Source organism: Hydrogenophaga sp. (assembly GCF_026125825.1).
Lineage (GTDB): Bacteria > Pseudomonadota > Gammaproteobacteria > Burkholderiales > Burkholderiaceae_C > Hydrogenophaga.
The window spans coordinates 31,392-51,535 of the sequence record NZ_JAHCKK010000023.1 but is presented as its reverse complement, the minus strand read 5'-3'; the positions used below and the strand labels follow the sequence as shown (position 1 = coordinate 51,535).

Genomic DNA, 20,144 nt, shown 5'->3' with positions numbered 1-20,144 from the left:
GGGTCCTCGGTGTGGATCTGCACGCCGGCGCACAGCTGGCCGGCGTGCTTGTGGAAGGTGGGCTCGAACCAGCATTCGCGCAGCAGGCAGCCGGCCAGCCACTCGGGTGCCAGCGCGCGCATGTCGGCCAGCAGGCGGCGGGTGTCGATGCCGGGCGCGCCGAAGAGCTCCAGGGGCCGGGTCGTGCCCCGGCCCTCGCTGAGCGTGGTGCCTTCGAGCATCACGGTGCCGGCGTAGGCGCGCGCCATCGACAGATTGGCCGCGTTCGGACTGGGGTTCACCCAGCTGCGGCCTTCGGGCCAGCCGAATCCCGGGGCCGCATCGGGTGCCCAGCCTGCCATGGTGATCACGCGGTATTCCAGCTGCAGGCGCAGGGTGGCGTTGAACCATTGGCCCAGCTCGCCCATGGTCATGCCGTGGCGCATGGGCATGGGGCCGGCACCCACGAAGCTTTCCCAGCCTTCGCGCAGTGTGAGGCCCTCGATGGGACGGCCCGCGGGGTTGGGGCGGTCGAGCACCCACACCGCCTTGCCGTGGCGCGCGGCGGCTTCCAGCACGTAGCGCAGGGTGGTGATGAAGGTGTAGATGCGGCAGCCCAGGTCCTGCAGGTCGACCAGCAGCACGTCAAAGCTGTCCATCATGGCCTCGGTGGGGCGCCGCACCGTGCCGTAGAGGCTGAACACGGGGATGCCCAGACGGGGGTCGTTGAAGTCGGGTGACTCGACCATGTTGTCCTGCTTGTCGCCGCGCAGGCCGTGCTGGGGGCCGAAAGCGGCGCTGAGCCGCACGTCCGACAGGGCGGCCAGTGCGTCGAGCGAATGGGTCAGGTCGCGCGTGACCGAAGCCGGGTGGGCAAGCAGGGCCACACGCCGGCCTTTGAGGGGCGCACGCAGGGCGGGGTCTTGCAGAAATCGTTCGATGCCGTATTGCATGAGATCGGGGTTCAGGGAAGGGGTGCGGCCAGTCGCAAGGCTCGGCCGTCGGGGTGGTGGAAGTCGGGTTGCTCGCGCGGGTGGTGCAGCGCCCAGTAGCTCAGCTGCCCGTTGCGCTCCTCGATGACGGCGCACAGGCCCAGGCGCAGCAGGGTAGGGCCGCGGGGCAGGGCGGTGGTCGCCACGCGCGCGGTGAGTGTGAGGGAGCGGGCCGTGGCATGGGCCAGGGGTGGGCGAAGCAATGCGGGGTCGCGGGCTTCGGCCACCTCGTCGCGCTGGCGTTCGGATGAAAACCGGTAGGCCGCCCACTCGCTCGAGGGCGAGAAGTTGAACTCCCGGTAGGCGGCTTCACCGTCGACGGCCACAAAGGCTTCCATGCAGGTATGTCGCCACAGACCGTCGGTGGGCAGGGGGGCGGCCGGTGCCGGGATGCGCAAGGCCGAGGTGTCCCCGCGCAGCGTGTAGCGCAGGCGCAAGCCATCGGCGTGGACGCGGGCCTCCACCGACACGGCCAGCGCCACCCCGCAAGGCGTGGCGGGGTGGCAGCGCAATTGCGCGCGCAGGAGGGGGGGAGTGGGGTTCACAGCTTCGTATTCTGGCAGGCCCCTGGGGGCCGGGTTGGTGTCACCAAAACTTCATGCGATTGCCATGCCGCAGACACCGCCGGTTCGCACACTGCCTGTTCATGACCACAGCTTCACTCAACTCCGCGTCCCTGTCGGGCGCACTGTCCCAGGAGCCCGCCATGAAAGAACTGCCCACTCCCACGCTGGACCTTTCGCCGGTCTCGTTGCCACGGGGGTCACTTCATCCCCGCTCGTTTCTCGCGCCAACGCCGCAGCCCGTCAGCGGTGGCATCGCCGTTTCCTGGGCGCGGCATCTGGACGAGGTTCGTGAAGCGCAAAGGCTGAGGTTCGACGTCTTTGCCACCGAGATGGGCGCACGCCTGCCGCAACACATGCCCGGCCACGATGTGGACCTGTTTGACGACTTCTGCGAGCACCTGCTGGTGCGCGATGCCGCGAGTCGGCGTGTGATCGGGACCTATCGGGTGCTGACGCCGGCCCAGGCCAAGCGCGTGGGCAGCACGTACAGCGACACCGAGTTCGACCTCACCCGCCTGCGCGCGGTGCGGGAGCGCATGGTGGAGCTGGGCCGCAGCTGTGTGCACCCCGATCACCGCCACGGCGGCGTCATCATGGCGCTGTGGGGGGCCCTGGCCGAGTTCATGGTGCGCAACCAGCTCGACACGATGATCGGCTGCGCCAGCATTCCCATGCAGCACGAAGGCCCGCACGGCATGGTCGGTGGCGGCCACGCGGCCGCCAGCATCTGGCGCCAGGTGAAGGCGACGCATCTCGCGCCCATCGACTGTCACGTGCGGCCACGCCTGCCCCTGCCGATCGAGCAGCTCGACGACACGCTGGACGTGGAGCCGCCCGCGCTGATCAAGGGTTACTTGCGCCTGGGCGCCAAGGTGCTGGGCCCGCCGGCCTGGGACCCGGACTTCAACGCGGCCGACCTGCCGATGCTGATGCGCATCTCGGATCTGCCGGCGCGCTACCGCAAGCATTTCCTGGGGGCGTGACATGGCGCTTCCCGCCGCGCTTCGCGCGATCCCCCAGGGTGCGGCACTGGCGGCCTGGCGAAGCCAGTTCGGCGATGCACTGGCCGATGGGGATGCCGCGCCGCTGTCTGACGACGAGCCCCACGGCGATGGAGGCGAGCGGGCCCGCTACCGGGCCGTTTTCATTTCGGACCTGCACTTGGGCACCGCCGGTTGCCAGGCGCGGCCTCTGCTCGATTTCCTCAAGCACCACCCCAGCCATACGCTGTACCTGGTGGGCGACATCATCGATGGCTGGCAACTGCGCCGCAAATGGTATTGGCCGCAGGCGCACAACGACGTGGTGCAGAAGCTGCTGCGCCGTTCGCGCAAGGGCTGCCGGGTGGTGTTCGTGCCGGGCAACCACGACGAGTTCGCGCGCCAGTTCGACGGCCACAGCTTCGGCGGCATCGAGGTGGCGAACGAGGCTGTGCACACCACAGCCGACGGCCAGCGCCTGTGGGTGGTGCACGGCGACCACTTCGACGGCGTGATCCAGTGCGCCAAGTGGCTCGCCTACCTGGGCGACAACGCCTACGAGTTCACGTTGCGGCTGAACCGCCACCTCAATTCCCTGCGCGCGCGCCTGGGCTTGCCCTATTGGTCGCTGTCTCAGTACCTCAAGCACAAGGTCAAGAGCGCGCTCAACTACGTGACCGATTTCGAGCGCGCGGTAGCGGCCGAAGCGCGTTCGCGGGGCTACCAGGGTGTGGTCTGCGGCCACATCCACCGGGCGGAAATGCGGCACATCGACGGCACGCTGTACTGCAACGACGGCGATTGGGTGGAGAGCCTGACCGCGCTGGTGGAGCATCTGGATGGCCGCCTTGAGCTCGTGCAATGGAGCGCGCAGGCCACGACACGACCGCCTCATGAGGAGCGGTCGTCAGAACAGACCGAATGCCAGCTCTCCTGAGTGGACGGGCGACAAGGGGACACACCGCATGAAGATCCTGATCGTCACGGACGCCTGGCAACCCCAGGTCAATGGCGTCGTGACGACGCTGGTGGAACTGGCGCGGCAGCTCCAGGCCAACGGCCATGAGGTGGTGGTGATCCATCCGGGTCAGTTCCGCACCCGGCCTTGCCCGGGTTATGCGGGCATCGATGTCGCGCTGTTTCCCGGTCGCCGCATGCGCGAGCGCATCGATGCGGCCGAGCCGGATGCGATCCACATCGCCACCGAAGGCCCACTGGGATGGGCTGCGCGGCGCCATTGCCTGCGCCGCAAGCTGGCTTTCACCACCGCCTTCCATACCAAGTTTCCCGAGATCCTGAACGCGGCCCTGGGCATCCCGGTGTCTTGGGGATACGCGCTGTTTCGCCACTTTCACCGTGCCAGCAGCGGCGTGATGGTGCCCACCCAGGGCGTGCTCGACATGCTCCAGGCGCGGGGTTTTCGCCACTTGCGCGCCTGGACGCATGGTGTGGACACTCGGCTTTTCTCGTTGACGGACCCACCCACGGGTTACGCCCCTCTCGGGCCGCTGGCGCATCCCGTCAGTCTGTTCGTGGGCCGCCTCTCCTACGAGAAGAACATTGACGCCTTTCTGCGCCTGGATCTGCCCGGCAGCAAGGTGGTCTGCGGCGTGGGGCCGCTGGCGCCGGCTTTGCGCCAGCGCTACCCCAATGTGCACTGGCTGGGTGTGCTGCCGCGCCATGAGCTGGCGCGGGTGTACGCGGCGGCAGACGTGTTCGTCTTCCCCTGCCGCAGCGAGACCTTCGGCCTGGTCATGCTCGAGGCCATGGCCTGTGGCGTGCCCGTGGCGGCCTACCCGGTGGATGGCCCCTTGCAGGTGGTTGGTGACAGTGGGGCGGGTGCCTTGCGCGAAGACCTGCGCGAGGCCTGGAAGGATGCGCTCAAGGTCAAACGCCATGAGGCGCGGGACCGTGCCCTGCAATTCGGGTGGGCCCGGGCGGCGTCGCTGTTTGTTTCCTACCTCAGCGTGCTGCCCCGGCCGCGCCGGCAGAGGTCCGCGCCGGGACGCGTGACGGAGGTGGACGGGACAGCGATGTCACACAAACGTCATCCAATCGTTGAATAATCGACACATGGTGCGCCAGGGATCACCAGCCGGGAACGGCGGGCAGCGGGCGAACCCTTTGATTCCAGCGGCATCCATGAGCGGCAACATCCTGCACCAGAAGCTACCCCTCCTCGATCGCGATCACAGCATCCTCGCTTTCAATGAACGCGTGATGGACTGGGCGCGCCGGGCCGACGTGCCGCTGCTCGAGCGCCTGCGCTACCTGAGCATTGTCTCCAGCAACCTGGATGAGTTCTTCGAAGTCCGCGTGGCGCCCCATTTGACGGCGGCGCGGGCCAACGAGCAGCGCGGCCCGTTCACCTCGTTGTCCTACGAACAGCTCTCGGACAAGGTGCATTCGCTGGTGGCCCAGCAATACGCCATTTACAACGATGAGTTGCTGCCCCTGCTGGAGAAGAAGGGGATCAAGCTGATCTCGCACGGCGAGCGCAACCCGCGCCAGCGCCGATGGGTCAAGGAGTTCTTCATCAAGGAAGTGCAGCCGCTGCTCATGCCGGTGGGGCTGGATCCTGCGCATCCGTTTCCTCAGGTGGCGAACAAGTCGCTCAACTTCATCGTGCGCCTCACAGGCAAGGATGCCTTCGGCCGCGAGAATGAGATCGCCATCGTGAAGGTGCCGCGCATCCTGCCACGCTTCTTCCGCATGCCTCCGGTCAAGGGCTCCAGGCAAACGCACTTTGTTTCCATCTCCAGCCTGATCCGCTCACACCTCAACGACTTGTTTCCCGGGCGACAGGTCACCGAGTTCTCCCAGTTCCGCGTCACCCGGCATTCCGATCTGGCCGTGGACGAGGAGGAGGTGAAGAACCTGCGCACCGCCTTGCGCAAGGGCTTGCAGCAGCGGCACTATGGCCAGGCCTTGCGCCTGGAGGTCTCGGCCGGCTGCTCGATCCACCTCTCCAACTTCCTGCTGGAACAGTTCGCGCTGCCCGAGCGGGCGTTGTACCGCGTGCCCGGCCCGGTCAACCTTGTGCGGCTGAACCAGCTGATCGACCAGGTGGAAGCTCCTGCGTTGCGCTTTGAAACCTACAACGCGGGCTGGCCGGCCCAGCTCACCCCCGGGCAGTCGTACTTCGAGCGCCTGCGGCAGGGCGATGTGCTTATCCACCAGCCTTTCGAGAGTTTCGACGCGGTGCTCGGCTTTCTGCGCGAAGCCGTGGAAGATCCGGACGTGCTGGCCATCAAGCAGACCATCTACCGCACCGGCGCCAAGTCCGAGCTCATGAACCTGCTGCGCGAAGCCGTGCGCCGTGGCAAGGAAGTCACGGCCGTGGTGGAGCTCAAGGCGCGCTTCGACGAAGAGGCCAACATCAATTACGCCGAGCGGCTGGAGTCGGTGGGCGCCCAGGTGGTCTATGGCGTCGTGGGCCTCAAGACGCATGCCAAGATGTTGCTCGTCACCCGCCGGGAGGCCGCGGGGCTGCGCCGCTATGCGCATCTGTCCACCGGCAACTACAACCCCGGCACGGCGCGCCTCTACACCGACCTGAGCTACCTCACCGCCGACGACGCGCTCACCGCCGACCTGGAACAGATCTTTCTGCATCTGGCCAGCCAGAACCGCCTGCCCAAACTCAACAAGGCCTTGATCGCGCCCTTCCATCTGCACAAGGCCATGCTGGACAAGGTGGAGGCCGCGGGCGCCGCCGCCAAGGAAGGGCAGGACGCGCGCATCGTGCTGAAGATGAACGCCTTGACCGACGAGCCGATGGCGCGCGCGCTGGCCGTGGCCTCGCAGCAGGGCGTGAAGATCGACCTCATCGTGCGCGGGGCGTGCATCCTGCCCGCCCAGGTGCCGGGCTTTACCGACAACGTGCGCGTGCGCTCGGTCATCGGGCGCCTGCTGGAGCATTCGAGGGTGTTCTACTTCCGCACCGGTGAAGTGGAGGAGCTCTGGCTCTCCAGCGCCGACTGGATGAACCGCAACATGTTGCGCCGCATCGAACTCGCTTGGCCCGTGACCGACAGCGCGCTGCGCCGTCGCATCATCGATGAATGCCTGCAGGCCTACCTGCATGACACCAAGGATGCCTGGCTGCTGCGGCCGGATGGCAGCTACGTGCCCGCCGGGGCCCACGGCAGCGGCCGGGGCCGCGTCATGCTCCACTCGGCGCAGGCCAGCCTGATGGCCTTGTACGGTGGCAAAGGCTGACCACATGGAACACCGGACCATGGACCTGATTCTGTGGCGGCATGCCGAGGCGCACGACCATCCCGACCCCGTGACGGGGCGGCCCGGAGATTCCCCGGATCTGGCGCGGCGCCTGACGCCGCGAGGCGAAAAACAGGCCACCCGCATGGGCGCTTGGCTGGACCGGCAACTGCCCGAGGGGGCCCGCGTCTGGTGCAGCCCTGCCGTGCGCTGTGAAGAGACGGTGCTTGCCCTGGGGCGCAAGTACAAGCTGCGCGATGAACTTGCACCCGAAGGCGACCCGCTGGCCCTTCTGGATCTGGTGCATTGGCCCTTGGGCAAGTCGCCGGTGGTGGTGGTCGGCCATCAACCCACGCTGGGGCGGGTGGTGGCGCGCTTGCTCGGTCTGACCGATGAAGACTGCGCGGTGAAGAAGGGCGCGGTCTGGTGGCTGCGCCACCGCGAGCGAGATGGCGTGGGCCAGACCGTGGTGGTCACGGTGCAGACGCCCGAACTGATCTGATCAGGCGGCTTTGCCGGCTGGCGTCGCACGGCGCGCCACGGGGCGCTTGGCTGCGGTTTTGGGTGCCGTCTTGGCTGCGGGCGCCGGCTTCTTGGCCACGGCCTTCTTGACCGCGGCCTTGGTGGCAGGCGCTGGAGCCGCCACGGGAGCGGCTGGCTTGGTGGCCGTCTTGGCTGCGCGCTTGCTGTCCACAGGTTGGTCGGTCACCGCCGGGCGGCCGGTTTTGAGCGTGGGCACGGCGGCGAGGGCCGCCTTGTAGGCTGCGTCGTTGAGGCCTTGCAGCACCATCAGGCCCGCGCGCAGCAATTCGCTCTTCTTCACGCTGGAGCCCAAGGCAATCGCTCGCGTCTTGAGCTGGTCGATGGCGGCGAATTCGGTCTTGGGGATGGTGAAGCTGTCGCGCACCAGCTTGGGTTTCTTGGGGCTGGTTTTGTTGCTCTGACTGGCCATGAATGCACTCCGGGGATGACAAAAGGGGCCGGAGTATAAACCGTATATACGGTTTCTCGTCTACCTCGGAATGGTGACAGCCGTGTGACAGCGTGGGTGCTACCGGATGTCCGCCGTGAACTTCCAGGCCGACTTCTGCCAGGCCACGACTTCTTCTCCCAGCAGCCAGGCCGATTGCGGATAGCGTTTGGCCCATCCCGGGTTGGTCGTGAGCTTGAAGGCTCGGGGCTTGTAGCTCAGCTTGACCGACTGGTACTCGGGCATCTGGCGCGCGTGGCACAGCAGCACGGCCAAGCGCAGCGCCATGAGCTGTTTGGCGAACAGCTCATCCATCAAGGCGTCTTCGAGTTTGCGCAGCTTGCCCCGTTGGCCCATCACCAGCTGGCTCATGCGGTGCAGTTCGGGCAGGGAAAAGCCCGGGGCGTCCATGTTGTCCAGGATGTAGGCGCCGTGGTGGTGCGAGCGGTCGTGCGAGATGTGCGTGCCGATCTCGTGCAGGCGCGCGGCCCACGCCAGTTTCTGCGAGTAGCGTTCGTTCTGGGCGTCGAGCGCCGCGATCTGGGCGAAGAGCGCGGTGCTGACCTCGCTCACCCGTTGCGCCTGCATCTCGTCGGCGGAGAAGCGGTGGGCGAGCCAGCGCACGGTGCGCTCGCGCACGTCGCCGCCGTCGCTGTCGCGATCGATCAGGTCGTAGAGCGCGCCATGGCGCAACGCGCCCTGTGCAGGCACCATCTGCTCGATGCCGAAGAGGTCGAAGATGGCGCGCAGCACGCTCATGCCACCGCCGATCACGGGGCGGCGGTCGTCTTTGAGGCCTTCCAGGCGCAACTGGTCGGCGCTGCCGGCCTTGATCATCCGCTCGGTGAGCCAGTCCAGCCCGGTGCGCGTGACCACGCCGGACGCCCAGCCATTGGCCGCCAGCATGTCGGCCACCGCACCGACGGTGCCCGAGGAGCCGTAGGCCACGGTCCATTCCGGCGGGGGGAATTTGTCCAATGCCTCGTCGATCACGGCCTTGGCCGCCACCTCGGCGGTCTTGAAGGCCGCTGCCGTGAACTGGCCGCGCGGGAAGTAGCGTGTGGACCAGGCCACGCTGCCGAGCCGGTACGACTCCATGGCGCGCGCCGTGTAGCCCTGGCCCAGGATCATCTCGGTGGAGCGTCCGCCAATGTCCACCACCAGGCGTTTCTCGTCCGAGTGGGGCAACAGGCGGGAGACGCCCTGGTAGATCAGGCGGGCTTCCTCATGGCCGGAGACCACGTCGATCGAAAAGCCCAGGATGGCCTGGGCGTTGCGCAGGAACTCGTCGCGGTTCCTCGCCTCGCGCAGGGTCTGCGTGGCCACGGCCCGGACCTGCTGCTTCTTGAACCCGTGCAGCCGCTCGGCGAAACGCGCCAGGCACTCCCAGCCTCGCTCCATGGCGGCCTGGCTGAGGTTCTTCTCCTCGTCCAGCCCGGTGCCCTGGCGCACGGTTTCCTTCAGGTATTCAATGCGCTCGATGTGGCCCGAGTGGTAACGGCCGATCTCCAGCCGGAAGCTGTTGGAGCCGAGGTCGATGGCGGCGAGGAGGGTTCCGTTTTGCATGCGAGACGACGGCGCGGGGCCGAGGGGTGGCCCCAGGGGCTGGATTGAGCGGGAAAACCCGGATTGTGACGCATGGGCGTGACCGGCCGCCGATTGACGGGCTCACCGACGCCCGCCATCTGTGTGACAAGCGTCGGGTGTCACATGGATGTCATATTGGCTGCCTAAAGTCCTCCTTGTTCTGAATCCCCAACCGCTAGGAGTCACTTCATGATCAACAAACGATTTTTCCTCAAGACCATGGCCGCAGCCGCCATGGCGACCGCTGGCATGGGTTCGGCATTCGCCGCTGATATCACGGGCGCAGGTGCTTCTTTCCCCTATCCGATCTATGGCAAGTGGGCCGAGGCTTACAAGAAGGAAACCAACGTCGGCCTGAACTACCAGTCCATCGGCTCGTCGGGCGGCATCCGTCAGATCAAGGCAAAAACTGTGGCCTTTGGTGCTACCGATGCGCCCGTGTCTGGCGAAGATCTCGACAAAGACGGCATGGTTCAATTCCCGGCCATCATCGGTGGGACGGTGCCTGTGATCAACCTCGAAGGCTTCAAGCCGGGCGAACTGCGCGTGACGGGCCCCGTGCTGGCCGACATGTTCCTGGGCACCATCGCCAAGTGGAACGATCCCAAGCTGGCCGCCCTCAACCCCGGCAAGACGCTGCCTGACCAGGCCATCACCGTCGTTCACCGCTCGGACGGCTCGGGCACCACTTTCAACTTCACCGATTACCTGTCCGCCGTGAGCAAGGACTGGGCCGACAAGGTGGGCAAGGGCGCCGCCGTGAAATGGCCCGCCGCTTCCTCCGTCGGCGGCAAGGGCAACGAAGGCGTGGCCGCCAACGTGACCCGCGTGAAGGGCTCGCTGGGTTACGTGGAATACGCCTACACCAAGAAGAACAACATGCCTTTCCTGCAGCTGCAGAACAAGGATGGCAAGTACGTGAGCCCGGACGACAAGTCGTTCGCCGCTGCCGCCGCTGGCGTCAACTGGTTCAGCGTGCCGGGCATGGGCGTGTCCATGGTGGACGCCAAGGGTGCCGAGAGCTGGCCCATCAGCACCGCATCGTTCATCCTGATGTACAAGCAGCCGACCGACAAGGCACAGTCCGCCGAAGTGCTGAAGTTCTTCGACTGGTCGTTCAAGAACGGCAAGCAGATGGCCGCCGACCTGGACTACGTGGCTCTGCCCGACAGCCTGACGAACGAGATCCGTTCCAAGGTCTGGAGCCAGATCCAGAAGTAATCGGCAACGGACCCGTCCGATGACATCCGCCGGCAGGTGAGGGCCGGCCGGCGGATCCCGTTGTTCTCAGGATCACAATACGGAGTCAACATGAGCGTGGGAACAACCATGAGTTCGAAATCCGCGCCGGCGTCGTCCGGCAACGCCAGCATGGTGTCGATTGCGAAGCGCCAGCGCATCGAAGACATCTTCTTTCACCGGGTTACCCAGGGCTTTTCGCTGCTGGTGCTGGTGGCCCTGATGGGCATCATCATTTCCCTGTTTGTCAACGCGTGGCCGGCTTTCCAGAAGTTCGGCCTCTGGTTCGTCTGGCGCGTCGAATGGGACGTGGTCAACGAGGAGTTCGGTGCCGCGATCGCCATCGTGGGCACGCTGGCCAGCGCCGGCATCGCGTTGCTGATCGCCGTCCCCCTGGCCTTCGGCATCGCGCTCTTCCTGACCGAGAACTGCCCCGTCTGGCTGCGTCGCCCCCTGGGCACTGCCGTCGAGCTGCTGGCGGCCGTGCCATCCATCATTTACGGCATGTTCGGCCTGTTCGTCTTCGCGCCGCTGTTCGCCGACCACGTGCAGCCCGGGCTGCAGGGCCTGCTGGGATCGATGCCGCTGATCGGTCCCCTGTTCGGTGGCGCCACCAACGGCATCGGCATCCTGGCCGCCGGGATCGTGCTGGCCTTCATGGTGCTGCCTTTCATCGCCGCCGTGATGCGCGACGTGTTCGAGATCGTGCCGCCCATCTTGCGCGAATCGGCCTATGGCCTGGGCTGTACCACCTGGGAGGTGGTGCGCCGCGTGGTGCTGCCCTACACGCAAAAGGGTGTCATCGGCGGGATCATGCTGGGCCTGGGCCGCGCGCTCGGGGAGACCATGGCCGTCACCTTCGTGATCGGCAACGCCAACCGCCTGCCGACCTCGCTGTTCTCGCCCGGCACCTCGATCGCCTCGACGCTGGCCAACGAGTTCGGAGAAGCGGCCGACTTCCACCTCTCGACCTTGTTCGCACTCGGCTTCCTGCTCTTCGTCATCACCTTCATCGTGCTGTCGGCCGCCAAGATCATGCTGCTGCGCGCTGAAAAGGCCAAAGGTCTCTGAGACACCCCATCATGGAATTCAACCAACGCCTCTACAAGCGTCGCCAGCGCGCCAACGCCATCGGCCTGACCCTGTCCATGGGCGCCATGGTGCTGGGTCTGTTCGTGCTGCTCTGGATCCTCAGCGTGCTGTTCAGCAACGGACTGGCCGCCCTGGACTGGAACATGTTCACCCAGTCCACCCCCGCGCCCGGCACGGACGGCGGCGGCCTGGCCAATGCCATCGTCGGCAGCCTGCTGATGGTGGGCTTCTCGGTGCTGGTCTCCACGCCGATCGGCATCTTTGCTGGTGTCTACCTGGCCGAGTATGGCGATACGAGCAAGACGGCCGAGCTCACCCGGTTCGTGACCGACATCATGCTGTCGGCGCCTTCCATCGTGCTGGGCCTGTTCGTGTATGCCATTGCCGTGGCCACCGTGGGCAATTTCTCCGGCTGGGCCGGCAGCCTGGCGCTGTCGCTGATTGCGATCCCGGTGGTCGTGCGCACCACCGAAAACATGCTGCGCCTGGTGCCCGGCAGCCTGCGCGAAGCGGCTTTCGCCCTGGGCGCGCCGCGCTGGAAGGTGGCCACGCTGGTGACGCTGCGCGCGGCCAAAAGCGGCGTGATGACCGGCTTGCTGCTGGCGGTGGCCCGCATCAGTGGCGAAACGGCACCGCTGCTGTTCACCGCGCTGAACAACCAGTTCTTCAGCACCGACATGGGCGCGCCCATGGCCAACCTGCCGGTGGTGATCTTCCAGTTTGCCCTGAGCCCATACGACAACTGGATTCGACTGGCCTGGGGGGGCGCGTTGCTCATCACCCTCTCTGTGCTAGCCCTCAATATCGTGGCGCGGGTCTTCCTGCGCGAAAAGAAGGCGGGCTGAGCCCCGCCCGCATCACCGAACATCCGACACGGAACCGACCATGCCCAACACCGCCACTGCCTCGGCCGCCACGGCCCCCGCCAAGAATGCGCTGGAGCTGCGCAACCTGAACTTCTTCTACGGCAAGTTCCAGGGCCTGAAGAACGTCAACATGAACATCGAGGAGCGCAAGGTCACGGCGTTCATCGGCCCTTCGGGCTGCGGCAAGTCCACGCTGCTGCGCACGCTCAACCGCATGTACAGCCTGTACCCTGGCCAGCGCGCCGAGGGCGAGATCAACTTCTACGGCCAGAACATCCTGGATGCCAAGCAGGACATCAACCTGCTTCGTGCGCGCATCGGCATGGTGTTCCAGAAGCCCACGCCGTTTCCCATGTCCATCTACGACAACATCGCCTTCGGCGTGAAGCTGTACGAAGACCTCAGCCGCGGCGAGATGGACGATCGGGTCGAATGGGCGCTGTCCAAGGCGGCCCTGTGGAACGAGGTGAAGGACAAGCTCAACCAGAGCGGCCTGTCGCTCTCCGGTGGCCAGCAGCAACGCCTGTGCATCGCGCGCAGCGTGGCCGTGAAGCCCTCGGTCCTGCTGCTCGACGAGCCCACCTCCGCCCTGGACCCCATCTCCACGGGCAAGGTGGAAGAATTGGTGCACGAACTCAAGCAGGACTACACCATCGCCATCGTCACGCACAACATGCAGCAGGCCGCCCGTTGCAGTGATTACACCGCCTACATGTACCTCGGCGAGCTGATCGAATTCGGTTCGACCGAGCAGATCTTCTTCAAGCCGAACAAGACGGAGACGGAAGACTACATCACGGGCCGTTTCGGCTGAGCCCGCTCATTCAGCGACCCAAGGAGGCCCTACATGAACGACAAACACATCTCCAGCCAGTTCGATGCCGAGCTGAACTCCATTTCCACGCACGTGCTCGAAATGGGCGGCCTGGTGGAGTCGCAGCTGCACCAGGCGGTCTATGCGCTGATCCACATGAGCCTGGAATCGGCCGAACAGGTGATGGAAAACGAAAACCGCATCAACCAGATGGAAGTGCAGATCGATCACGAGATCATCTCCACCATCGGCCGCCGCCAGCCCACCGCCCGCGACCTGCGTTTCCTGATGGCGATCTCCCGCACCACCCAGAACCTGGAGCGCGCGGGCGACGAGGTGGCACGCATCGCCCGCATGGTCAAGTCCATCATCCAGAACGGTTCGCCGCGCAACCTGCCGAGTTCGGAGTTGCGCATGGCCGCCGACCTGGCTGCCGCGCTGCTGCGCAAGTCGCTGGATTCGTTCGCGCGGCTGGACACCGCCATGGCGGTCGCGATCATCAAGGGCGACGATGCCATCGACCACGAATACAACGGCTTCCTGCGCAAGCTCATCACCTACATGATGGAAGACCCGCGCACCATCTCGCCCAGTCTGGATCTGCTGTTCCTGGCCAAGTCGATCGAGCGCGTGGGCGACCATGCCAAGAACATCGCGGAGCAGATCATCTTCATCGTCAAGGGAGAAGACGTGCGGCACGTGCCCATGTCGGCTGTGGAGTCGGTGGTCGGATGAGAAAGTTGCCACGCGTCCTCGTGGTCGAGGACGAACCCTCCATCGCCGAATTGATCGCGGTCAATCTGCGCCACAACGGTTTCGCGCCCACGGTGGTGTTCGATGGCGCCGCCGCCCAGCGCGAGGTGGACGCCGTGCTGCCCGACGTGATCCTGCTCGACTGGATGCTGCCTGGCGAGAGCGGCGCCGTGCTGGCGCGCCAGTGGCGCAAGAACGAACGCACCAAGACCGTGCCCATTCTCATGCTCACCGCGCGCAGCGACGAGAGCGACAAGGTGCAGGGCCTGGATGCCGGTGCCGATGACTACATCACCAAGCCGTTCTCCACCCAGGAACTGCTGGCGCGCATCCGCGCGGTGCTGCGCCGCAGGGCGCCGGAGATCGTGAACGACTCAGTGCAGGTAGGTGACTTGGCACTGGACGCGGCCACCTACCGCGTGACCTTCCGGGGTGTGGAGCTCAAGGTCGGCCCCACGGAGTTCAAGCTCCTGCACTACCTGATGAAACACGCCGAGCGCGTTCACACCCGTGGTACGCTGCTCGACAAGGTCTGGGGAGACCATGTGTTCATCGAGGAGCGTACCGTGGACGTGCACGTCAAGCGATTGAGAGAGTCACTGGGTGAGGCGTCCGGCATGGTGGAAACGGTGCGCGGCGCAGGCTACCGCCTCACGGCGATGAATCACACCGGAAAACCGGCTCAAGGCGCCCCGATCCCGGCCGCATGACCCGCCGCGCCATTGAATTGCTGCTCCTGGTCGCCGTGGGGGCAGTGTGGGGCTGGGCCCACGAGTCGCCCGGCATCACCTTCGCCGGGGGGCTGGCGGGCGCCCTCGCATGGTCTTTCATCGATGGCATGAGGGCGCGGCGCGTGATGCGCTGGCTCAACAAGGGTGAGGCGACCCGCGCACCCAATCTCAGCGGGGCCTGGGGCGAGCTCGTGGAGCGTTGCCGCAAGGTCATCAAGAAGCTGGAGAAGAAGGCGCAAAGCAGCGACGCGCGCCTGGAAGACTTCCTCGCGGCCATCCAGGCATCGCCCAATGGTGTGGTGCTGCTCGACTCGTCCGGGCGCATCGAGTGGTCCAACCTGACCGCAGCCAACCATCTTGGATTCGACCCGCAGCGCGATCTGGGACAGTATGTGCGCAACCTGGTGCGCAACCCGGCCTTTACGGCTTACCTGGCCGGCGGCGACTTCGGCCACGAGATCCAGATCGACGGGCCTGGGCCGCGGCCTTCGCAGCCCACCAAGATTTCGCTGCAGATCCACCCGTACGGCAAAAAGCGCAAGCTGATGATCACGCGCGATGTGACCGCCGTGCAGCTGGCCGAGACGATGCGGCGCGACTTCGTGGCCAACGTGTCGCACGAGATCCGCACGCCGCTGACGGTGCTCAGCGGCTTCGTCGAAACCATGCAGAGCATCCCGCTGGAAGAGGCCGACCGCAAGCGCTACCTGGACCTCATGAGCCAGCAGGCCCACCGCATGCAGACCCTGGTGAGCGATTTGCTGACCCTCTCCCGGCTGGAAGGCAGTCCCGCTCCGGGGCCAGGCGAGTGGATCGATGCCGGCGAGCTGCTCAGCCACGTGGTGGCCGAGGCGAGAGGACTGACGCAGGCGATTGCCGCCACACCGCACGACATCGAGCCGGTGGATGGCCCTGACCTCTGGGTGTCGGGTGCCCGCACCGAGTTGCTCAGCGCGATGTCGAATCTGATGAGCAATGCGGTGCGCTACACGCCGGGGGGCGGGCGCATTCGCTCGGGCTGGCGGCGGCGTGCCGACGGCTGGGCGGAGTTCTTCGTCAATGACACGGGTCCGGGCGTGGCGGCGGAACACCTGCCCCGCCTGACCGAGCGCTTCTACCGCGTGGATCGCAGCCGTTCGCGGGAAACCGGGGGCACGGGCCTGGGCCTGGCCATCGTCAAGCACGTGGCGCAGCGCCATGGCGGCCATATCGAGGTGCAGAGCGTCCTGGGTGAGGGCTCGACCTTCGCGATCGCCTTGCCCCCTTCGCGGGTGCGCGAGCGCGTCAGCGGCTGACGCGCTGGTACACCAGCAGGCTTTCCTTGTTGTCGGTCAACCGCCTGACCGTGGCCTTGAAAGCCCATTGCGTGAGATCCACGCGCTGGTCCAGCGTGGGCTGATTTTCCGGGTCGACCACCAGGTTGCGGCACCGGCGTTCATTGCTGGCGCCCGTGCGCACCAGTTCCAGGCGGCCGTGGTACTGCAAGGCCGCAATCTGCGCCTGGCTCAGGCCATCCACGAGCACACAACCCTGAGGCGATACCAGGCTCGCGATGCCCCGTGAGATCGGTCCGTAGCTGCGACCGAAGTCCAGCAGAGGCAGCCAGAGTGTCATCAGCAACAGCCAGCACAGGGTGCTGCCGGCCGCCGGCAGGACCAGGCTTTTCCACAGCGCCTGGCGATGCCGGCCAACGCGCCAGGACACGAGCCACAGCCAAGCCGCCGTCGCGATCGCGCCGACGGCGAAAAGCAGGAAAGAGAATTCGGGCACGAATCCGGGCGCCAGCTTGGCGACATTCGCGGCGGGCTTGGCGGGAAAGCCGGTCTGCATCGCCAGCCAGATCACCCAAATCACCAGCGCACAGCCGGAGAAGAACACCAGCGTGAACCAGTCCACCAGCGCGGCCACACTGCGGCGCAGCGTCGGCAGGGCGAAGGCGGCGAGCGAAGCCAGCGCAGGCAGGCCCAGCAGCAGGGCGCGGTCGCGTTCGTCGGACAGCGCGCTGTCCGCGACGCTCACCAGAGCGGCCCACAGCGGCAGCGCCACATGGGGCCGCAGCAGTTGATGGCGCCATCGCCACAGGGTCCAGAGCACAAGCGGCCAGGCGGGCCAGGTGAACCACACCAGCAGCTTGCCCCAGCTGCGCCATTGCACCTCGGCCCAAGGCGTTTGCAGGGCCGGGGCGGGCACCTGACCCAGGGCGATCGCCACGGCAAGCACCGCCACCAGCAGCAGCGCCGCCCACAGCAGCGGGTCGCGCCCCGAGACCGGTGCTTCCAGCAGCCAGTCGGTCTGAGGAACAGCGGAGGGAGGCGTGCGGCGCGAGAACCACAGAACCAGAAGCAGCCCACTGGCCAGCAGCACAGCGATCCAGGGTGCGCCGCTGAAGATCAGCCCGAGCACCGCGACGCCCCAGGCGAACACGCTTCGCAGCGGCCGGCGGCTGCCCGCGTGGGCGAGCCGGGACGCCGCGAACAGCAACAGCGATACCCACGCGAGGCGGGCCAGATCGGGGGTGGTTTCGTGCGAAAGCTGGGCCAGGCCGAGGCATGCCATGAGGGCCAGCAGCCCGGCGTCTGCCAAGGCGCGCGCGTAGTCCGTGGGTTGGGCTTCACCACCAAAGGCGAAGGCCACGGGTTGCGCGGCGGGCTGGCGCGCCAGGTGGTACACCGTGTACCAGGTGCAGATCAGCGTGAGTGCCAGCAGAACCGCGAACGGAATGCGGACCGCGAAATCGGGCGACACGAAAGGCAGCAGCCGTATGAAAGCCGCACCCAGCCAATAGGGCAAGGGGCCGGCCTCTTCCACGGCCAGCCCCAGCACCTGGGGGCTCCACCAACCGCTGCGGCCCGCGGCCATTTCCAGCATCACGCCAAAGGCGGAGACGTCAGCGTTCTTCCAGGGCTCGCGACCGAGAAAGCCGGGCAGCACATAGGCCACGCAGAACAGGACGAGTGCGAGCCGCGGTAGACGGCGCACGGCCGACTGGGTGACGATGGCGGGGGTGGGCTGGTTCACTGCGGCGAATATACAGGGGCGAAAAAAAAGCAGCCGGATGGGGCTGCTTTTCTGAGCAAGATGCGAACGCCCGGGCAGACCCGGGCACACGCCACTTACTTGGCGGTCTTGGCGTAGCGGTTGCGGAAGCGCTCGACGCGCCCACCCATGTTGTCCACGCTCTTCTGCGTGCCGGTGTAGAAGGGGTGCGACTCGCTGGAGGTGTCCAGCTTGTACAGCGGCAGCTCACGGCCGTCTTCCATCTTGATGGTCTCTTTCGTGCTGGCGCAGGAGCGGGTCACGAATTTGAAACCGTTGGAGAGGTCCTGGAAGCAGATCTCGCGGTAGTTGGGGTGGATACCGTCTTTCATGGCGTTTCTTTCAGTTCAGGTGCCGCAGCCGCAACGAAACCGTTTCGTTGTACTTGCCGCAAATAGCAAAGCCTTGGATTATAGCCTCAACCGCCCCGACGCATCATGTCGAAGAACTCGGAGTTGTTCTTGGTCGATTTCATGCTCTTGAGCACCATCTCCATGGCCTCGATTTCGTCCATGTTGTACATGAATTGGCGCAAGATGCGTGTCTTTTGCAGGATTTCCGGCTGAAGCAGCAGTTCCTCGCGGCGCGTGCCGCTGCGGTTGAGCTGGATCGAGGGGAACACGCGCTTTTCATACAGGCGGCGGTCCAGGTGGATCTCGCAGTTGCCCGTGCCCTTGAACTCTTCAAAGATCACTTCGTCCATGCGGCTGCCGGTGTCGACCAGGGCCGTGGCGATGATGGTGAGGGAGCCACCTTCCTCGATCTTGCGCGCCGCGCCGAAGAAGCGCTTGGGCCGCTGCAGGGCGTTGGCGTCCACGCCGCCGGTCAACACCTTGCCGCTGGAGGGCAGCACGTTGTTGTAGGCGCGGGCCAGGCGGGTGATCGAGTCGAGCATGATCACGACATCCTTGCCCAGCTCCACCAGGCGCTTGGCGCGCTCGATCACCATCTCGGCCACGTGCACGTGGCGGGCCGCCGGTTCGTCGAAGGTGGAGGCGATGACCTCGCCACGCACGGTGCGCTGCATCTCGGTCACTTCCTCGGGGCGCTCGTCGACCAGCAGAACCATGAGCACCACCTCGGGGTGGTTGGCCGTGATGGCGTGGCACAGGTGCTGCATCATCACCGTCTTGCCGCTCTTGGGAGGCGCCACGATCAGCGCGCGCTGGCCGCGCCCGATGGGGGCAATGATGTCGATCACGCGGCCAGTGATGTTCTCTTCGCTCTTGATGTCGCGTTCCAGGCGCATCTGCTCCTTGGGGAACAGGGGCGTCAGGTTCTCGAACATGATCTTGTGCTTGTTGTCCTCAGGGGGCAGGCCGTTGATCTTGTCGAGCTTGTTGAGTGCGAAATACCGTTCGCCATCCTTGGGGATGCGCACCTCGCCCTCGATCATGTCGCCGGTGTGCAGGTTGAAGCGGCGGATCTGGCTGGGCGAGATGTAGATGTCGTCGGTGCTGGCCGTGTAGCTGGTGTCCGGGGCCCGCAGGAAACCGAAGCCGTCGGGCAGCACTTCCAGCACGCCGTCCGCATACACCAGCTCGCCGCCCTTGGCGCGCTTCTTGATGATGGCAAACATCAGCTCCTGCTTGCGCATGCGGCCAGGGTTTTCGATCTCAAGCGCTTCGGCCTGCTTGAGGACTTCAGACACGTGCAGTGCCTTGAGTTCGTTAAGGTGCATGGAATTCACTCCGAAAGGGAGTTGAGTCAAAGCCGGGGGAGGGGGCGCCGGCGTCCGGATGGCGGACGGTGCGCGGAAAGAAGGGCGGGCGTCTGTCAGGCCCGCTGGCGCAAATTATGACAGGAAATGGAGGGCGGGGAAACCGTGCCCGGGCGTTGCACCCGAGCACCCTTCAGCAAGGCCTCAGGCCAGTTGCTGGTCGATGAAGGCGGTGAGCTGCGCCTTGCTCACGGCGCCGACCTTGGTGGCGGCCAGCTGGCCGTCCTTGAACAGCATCAGCGTGGGGATGCCACGGATGCCGAACTTGGCGGGCACGTCGCGGTTGTCGTCCACGTTGAGCTTGGCGATCTTGAGCTTGCCGTTGTACGAGCCGGCGACTTCGTCCAGGATCGGGGCAATCATCTTGCAGGGGCCGCACCATTCGGCCCAGAAGTCCACCAGCACCGGCGCTCCGGCCTCCAGCACATCAGCCTGGAAGCTGGCATCGGAAACGTGTTTGATCAGGTCGCTGGCCATGATTCATCCTAAAAATCGTTGAACGGGGGAGGGGTTACAGTTTGGGTCACATGCCAGCAGTTCAAGGTGTTCTCACACCCTCTGAGCGCACGGTCCGCATCATTGTGACAGAAACACCCAT

Annotated in this window: 20 protein-coding genes; 12 read left to right on the top strand and 8 right to left on the bottom strand. The window is 65.8% G+C overall.

What is annotated here, in order from left to right:
- Positions 1-932 (bottom strand): DUF1343 domain-containing protein (locus tag KIT86_RS10370; protein WP_297397975.1); only part of this gene is annotated, 932 nt, incomplete at its 3' end.
- An 11-nt stretch (positions 933-943) separates the two neighbouring features.
- Positions 944-1,516 (bottom strand): DOMON-like domain-containing protein, encoded by a 573-nt coding sequence (locus KIT86_RS10365; RefSeq protein ID WP_297397973.1) that lies wholly within the window; start codon positions 1,514-1,516, stop codon positions 944-946.
- Between the two features lie 161 nt (positions 1,517-1,677).
- Between KIT86_RS10365 and KIT86_RS10360 the strand changes: the two genes are divergently transcribed.
- From KIT86_RS10360 to KIT86_RS10340, 5 genes are all read left to right on the top strand, one after another.
- Positions 1,678-2,520 (top strand): GNAT family N-acyltransferase, encoded by an 843-nt coding sequence (locus KIT86_RS10360; RefSeq protein ID WP_297397971.1) that lies wholly within the window; start codon positions 1,678-1,680, stop codon positions 2,518-2,520.
- Between the two features lies 1 nt (position 2,521).
- The gene (locus KIT86_RS10355; RefSeq protein ID WP_297397969.1) at positions 2,522-3,454 is read left to right on the top strand and encodes a UDP-2,3-diacylglucosamine diphosphatase; all 933 of its coding nucleotides are present in this window, start codon (positions 2,522-2,524) and stop codon (positions 3,452-3,454) included.
- Between the two features lie 28 nt (positions 3,455-3,482).
- Positions 3,483-4,583, top strand: a complete 1,101-nt coding sequence (locus KIT86_RS10350; protein ID WP_297397967.1) for a glycosyltransferase family 1 protein — start codon at positions 3,483-3,485, stop codon at positions 4,581-4,583.
- A gap of 76 nt (positions 4,584-4,659) precedes the next feature.
- Positions 4,660-6,738 carry a polyphosphate kinase 1 gene (gene ppk1, locus KIT86_RS10345; RefSeq protein WP_297397965.1) on the top strand — a complete coding sequence of 693 codons (2,079 nt, stop codon included), beginning with the start codon at positions 4,660-4,662 and terminating at the stop codon, positions 6,736-6,738.
- A gap of 19 nt (positions 6,739-6,757) precedes the next feature.
- Entirely contained in the window at positions 6,758-7,240 is a 483-nt protein-coding gene (locus KIT86_RS10340; protein WP_297397963.1) for a histidine phosphatase family protein, read from the top strand.
- Here the strand turns inward: KIT86_RS10340 and KIT86_RS10335 are convergent, their stop codons facing one another.
- The gene (locus tag KIT86_RS10335) at positions 7,241-7,690 is read right to left on the bottom strand and encodes a hypothetical protein (protein ID WP_297397961.1); all 450 of its coding nucleotides are present in this window, start codon (positions 7,688-7,690) and stop codon (positions 7,241-7,243) included.
- A 99-nt stretch (positions 7,691-7,789) separates the two neighbouring features.
- Positions 7,790-9,274: an exopolyphosphatase gene (gene ppx / locus KIT86_RS10330; protein WP_297397959.1), complete on the bottom strand. Its 1,485-nt coding sequence runs from the start codon at positions 9,272-9,274 to the stop codon at positions 7,790-7,792.
- Between the two features lie 210 nt (positions 9,275-9,484).
- Between ppx and pstS the strand changes: the two genes are divergently transcribed.
- The 7 genes from pstS to phoR all read left to right on the top strand — a co-directional run bounded on the left by pstS (position 9,485) and on the right by phoR (position 16,085).
- The gene (gene pstS, locus KIT86_RS10325) at positions 9,485-10,516 is read left to right on the top strand and encodes a phosphate ABC transporter substrate-binding protein PstS (RefSeq protein ID WP_297397957.1); all 1,032 of its coding nucleotides are present in this window, start codon (positions 9,485-9,487) and stop codon (positions 10,514-10,516) included.
- A gap of 108 nt (positions 10,517-10,624) precedes the next feature.
- Positions 10,625-11,605, top strand: a complete 981-nt coding sequence (gene pstC / locus KIT86_RS10320; protein ID WP_297397955.1) for a phosphate ABC transporter permease subunit PstC — start codon at positions 10,625-10,627, stop codon at positions 11,603-11,605.
- 11 nt (positions 11,606-11,616) lie between these two features.
- Positions 11,617-12,471, top strand: coding sequence for a phosphate ABC transporter permease PstA (pstA, locus tag KIT86_RS10315; RefSeq protein ID WP_297397953.1), 855 nt, complete (start codon positions 11,617-11,619; stop codon positions 12,469-12,471).
- A gap of 40 nt (positions 12,472-12,511) precedes the next feature.
- Entirely contained in the window at positions 12,512-13,306 is a 795-nt protein-coding gene (pstB, locus tag KIT86_RS10310; RefSeq protein ID WP_297397951.1) for a phosphate ABC transporter ATP-binding protein PstB, read from the top strand.
- Between the two features lie 33 nt (positions 13,307-13,339).
- Positions 13,340-14,041, top strand: coding sequence for a phosphate signaling complex protein PhoU (gene phoU, locus KIT86_RS10305; RefSeq protein WP_297397949.1), 702 nt, complete (start codon positions 13,340-13,342; stop codon positions 14,039-14,041).
- On the top strand, positions 14,038-14,769 hold the full coding sequence (gene phoB, locus KIT86_RS10300) for a phosphate regulon transcriptional regulator PhoB (protein WP_297397947.1): 732 nt from the start codon (positions 14,038-14,040) through the stop codon (positions 14,767-14,769). Before phoU ends, phoB begins: the two co-directional genes overlap by 4 nt.
- Positions 14,766-16,085 (top strand): phosphate regulon sensor histidine kinase PhoR, encoded by a 1,320-nt coding sequence (gene phoR / locus KIT86_RS10295; RefSeq protein ID WP_297397944.1) that lies wholly within the window; start codon positions 14,766-14,768, stop codon positions 16,083-16,085. Before phoB ends, phoR begins: the two co-directional genes overlap by 4 nt.
- Here phoR and KIT86_RS10290 read toward each other — a convergent pair.
- The 4 genes from KIT86_RS10290 to trxA form a co-directional block, all read right to left on the bottom strand.
- Positions 16,075-17,808, bottom strand: a complete 1,734-nt coding sequence (locus tag KIT86_RS10290; RefSeq protein ID WP_297397942.1) for a hypothetical protein — start codon at positions 17,806-17,808, stop codon at positions 16,075-16,077. The two genes, phoR and KIT86_RS10290, sit on opposite strands and share 11 nt — an antisense overlap.
- A gap of 95 nt (positions 17,809-17,903) precedes the next feature.
- Positions 17,904-18,158: a type B 50S ribosomal protein L31 gene (locus tag KIT86_RS10285; RefSeq protein ID WP_297397940.1), complete on the bottom strand. Its 255-nt coding sequence runs from the start codon at positions 18,156-18,158 to the stop codon at positions 17,904-17,906.
- 86 nt (positions 18,159-18,244) lie between these two features.
- Positions 18,245-19,507 (bottom strand): transcription termination factor Rho, encoded by a 1,263-nt coding sequence (gene rho / locus KIT86_RS10280; protein WP_297397938.1) that lies wholly within the window; start codon positions 19,505-19,507, stop codon positions 18,245-18,247.
- A 183-nt stretch (positions 19,508-19,690) separates the two neighbouring features.
- A complete protein-coding gene (gene trxA, locus KIT86_RS10275) occupies positions 19,691-20,023 on the bottom strand; it encodes a thioredoxin TrxA (protein WP_291120781.1) in 333 nt (110 codons plus the stop codon).
- Between the last annotated feature and the right edge of the window lie 121 nt (positions 20,024-20,144).

Excerpts from the sequence above, each read along its gene's own strand:
- KIT86_RS10335 (WP_297397961.1), bottom strand. The coding sequence starts at position 7,690 with ATGGCCAGTCAGAGCAACAAAACCAGCCCCAAGAAACCCAAGCTGGTG.
- KIT86_RS10285 (WP_297397940.1), bottom strand. The coding sequence starts at position 18,158 with ATGAAAGACGGTATCCACCCCAACTACCGCGAGATCTGCTTCCAGGAC.
- KIT86_RS10360 (WP_297397971.1), top strand. The coding sequence starts at position 1,678 with ATGAAAGAACTGCCCACTCCCACGCTGGACCTTTCGCCGGTCTCGTTG.
- pstB (WP_297397951.1), top strand. The coding sequence starts at position 12,512 with ATGCCCAACACCGCCACTGCCTCGGCCGCCACGGCCCCCGCCAAGAAT.
- pstC (WP_297397955.1), top strand. The coding sequence starts at position 10,625 with ATGAGTTCGAAATCCGCGCCGGCGTCGTCCGGCAACGCCAGCATGGTG.
- phoU (WP_297397949.1), top strand. The coding sequence starts at position 13,340 with ATGAACGACAAACACATCTCCAGCCAGTTCGATGCCGAGCTGAACTCC.
- KIT86_RS10355 (WP_297397969.1), top strand. The coding sequence starts at position 2,522 with ATGGCGCTTCCCGCCGCGCTTCGCGCGATCCCCCAGGGTGCGGCACTG.
- pstA (WP_297397953.1), top strand. The coding sequence starts at position 11,617 with ATGGAATTCAACCAACGCCTCTACAAGCGTCGCCAGCGCGCCAACGCC.
- phoR (WP_297397944.1), top strand. The coding sequence starts at position 14,766 with ATGACCCGCCGCGCCATTGAATTGCTGCTCCTGGTCGCCGTGGGGGCA.
- ppk1 (WP_297397965.1), top strand. The coding sequence starts at position 4,660 with ATGAGCGGCAACATCCTGCACCAGAAGCTACCCCTCCTCGATCGCGAT.
- phoB (WP_297397947.1), top strand. The coding sequence starts at position 14,038 with ATGAGAAAGTTGCCACGCGTCCTCGTGGTCGAGGACGAACCCTCCATC.
- KIT86_RS10340 (WP_297397963.1), top strand. The coding sequence starts at position 6,758 with ATGGACCTGATTCTGTGGCGGCATGCCGAGGCGCACGACCATCCCGAC.
- KIT86_RS10350 (WP_297397967.1), top strand. The coding sequence starts at position 3,483 with ATGAAGATCCTGATCGTCACGGACGCCTGGCAACCCCAGGTCAATGGC.
- ppx (WP_297397959.1), bottom strand. The coding sequence starts at position 9,274 with ATGCAAAACGGAACCCTCCTCGCCGCCATCGACCTCGGCTCCAACAGC.
- pstS (WP_297397957.1), top strand. The coding sequence starts at position 9,485 with ATGATCAACAAACGATTTTTCCTCAAGACCATGGCCGCAGCCGCCATG.
- trxA (WP_291120781.1), bottom strand. The coding sequence starts at position 20,023 with ATGGCCAGCGACCTGATCAAACACGTTTCCGATGCCAGCTTCCAGGCT.
- rho (WP_297397938.1), bottom strand. The coding sequence starts at position 19,507 with ATGCACCTTAACGAACTCAAGGCACTGCACGTGTCTGAAGTCCTCAAG.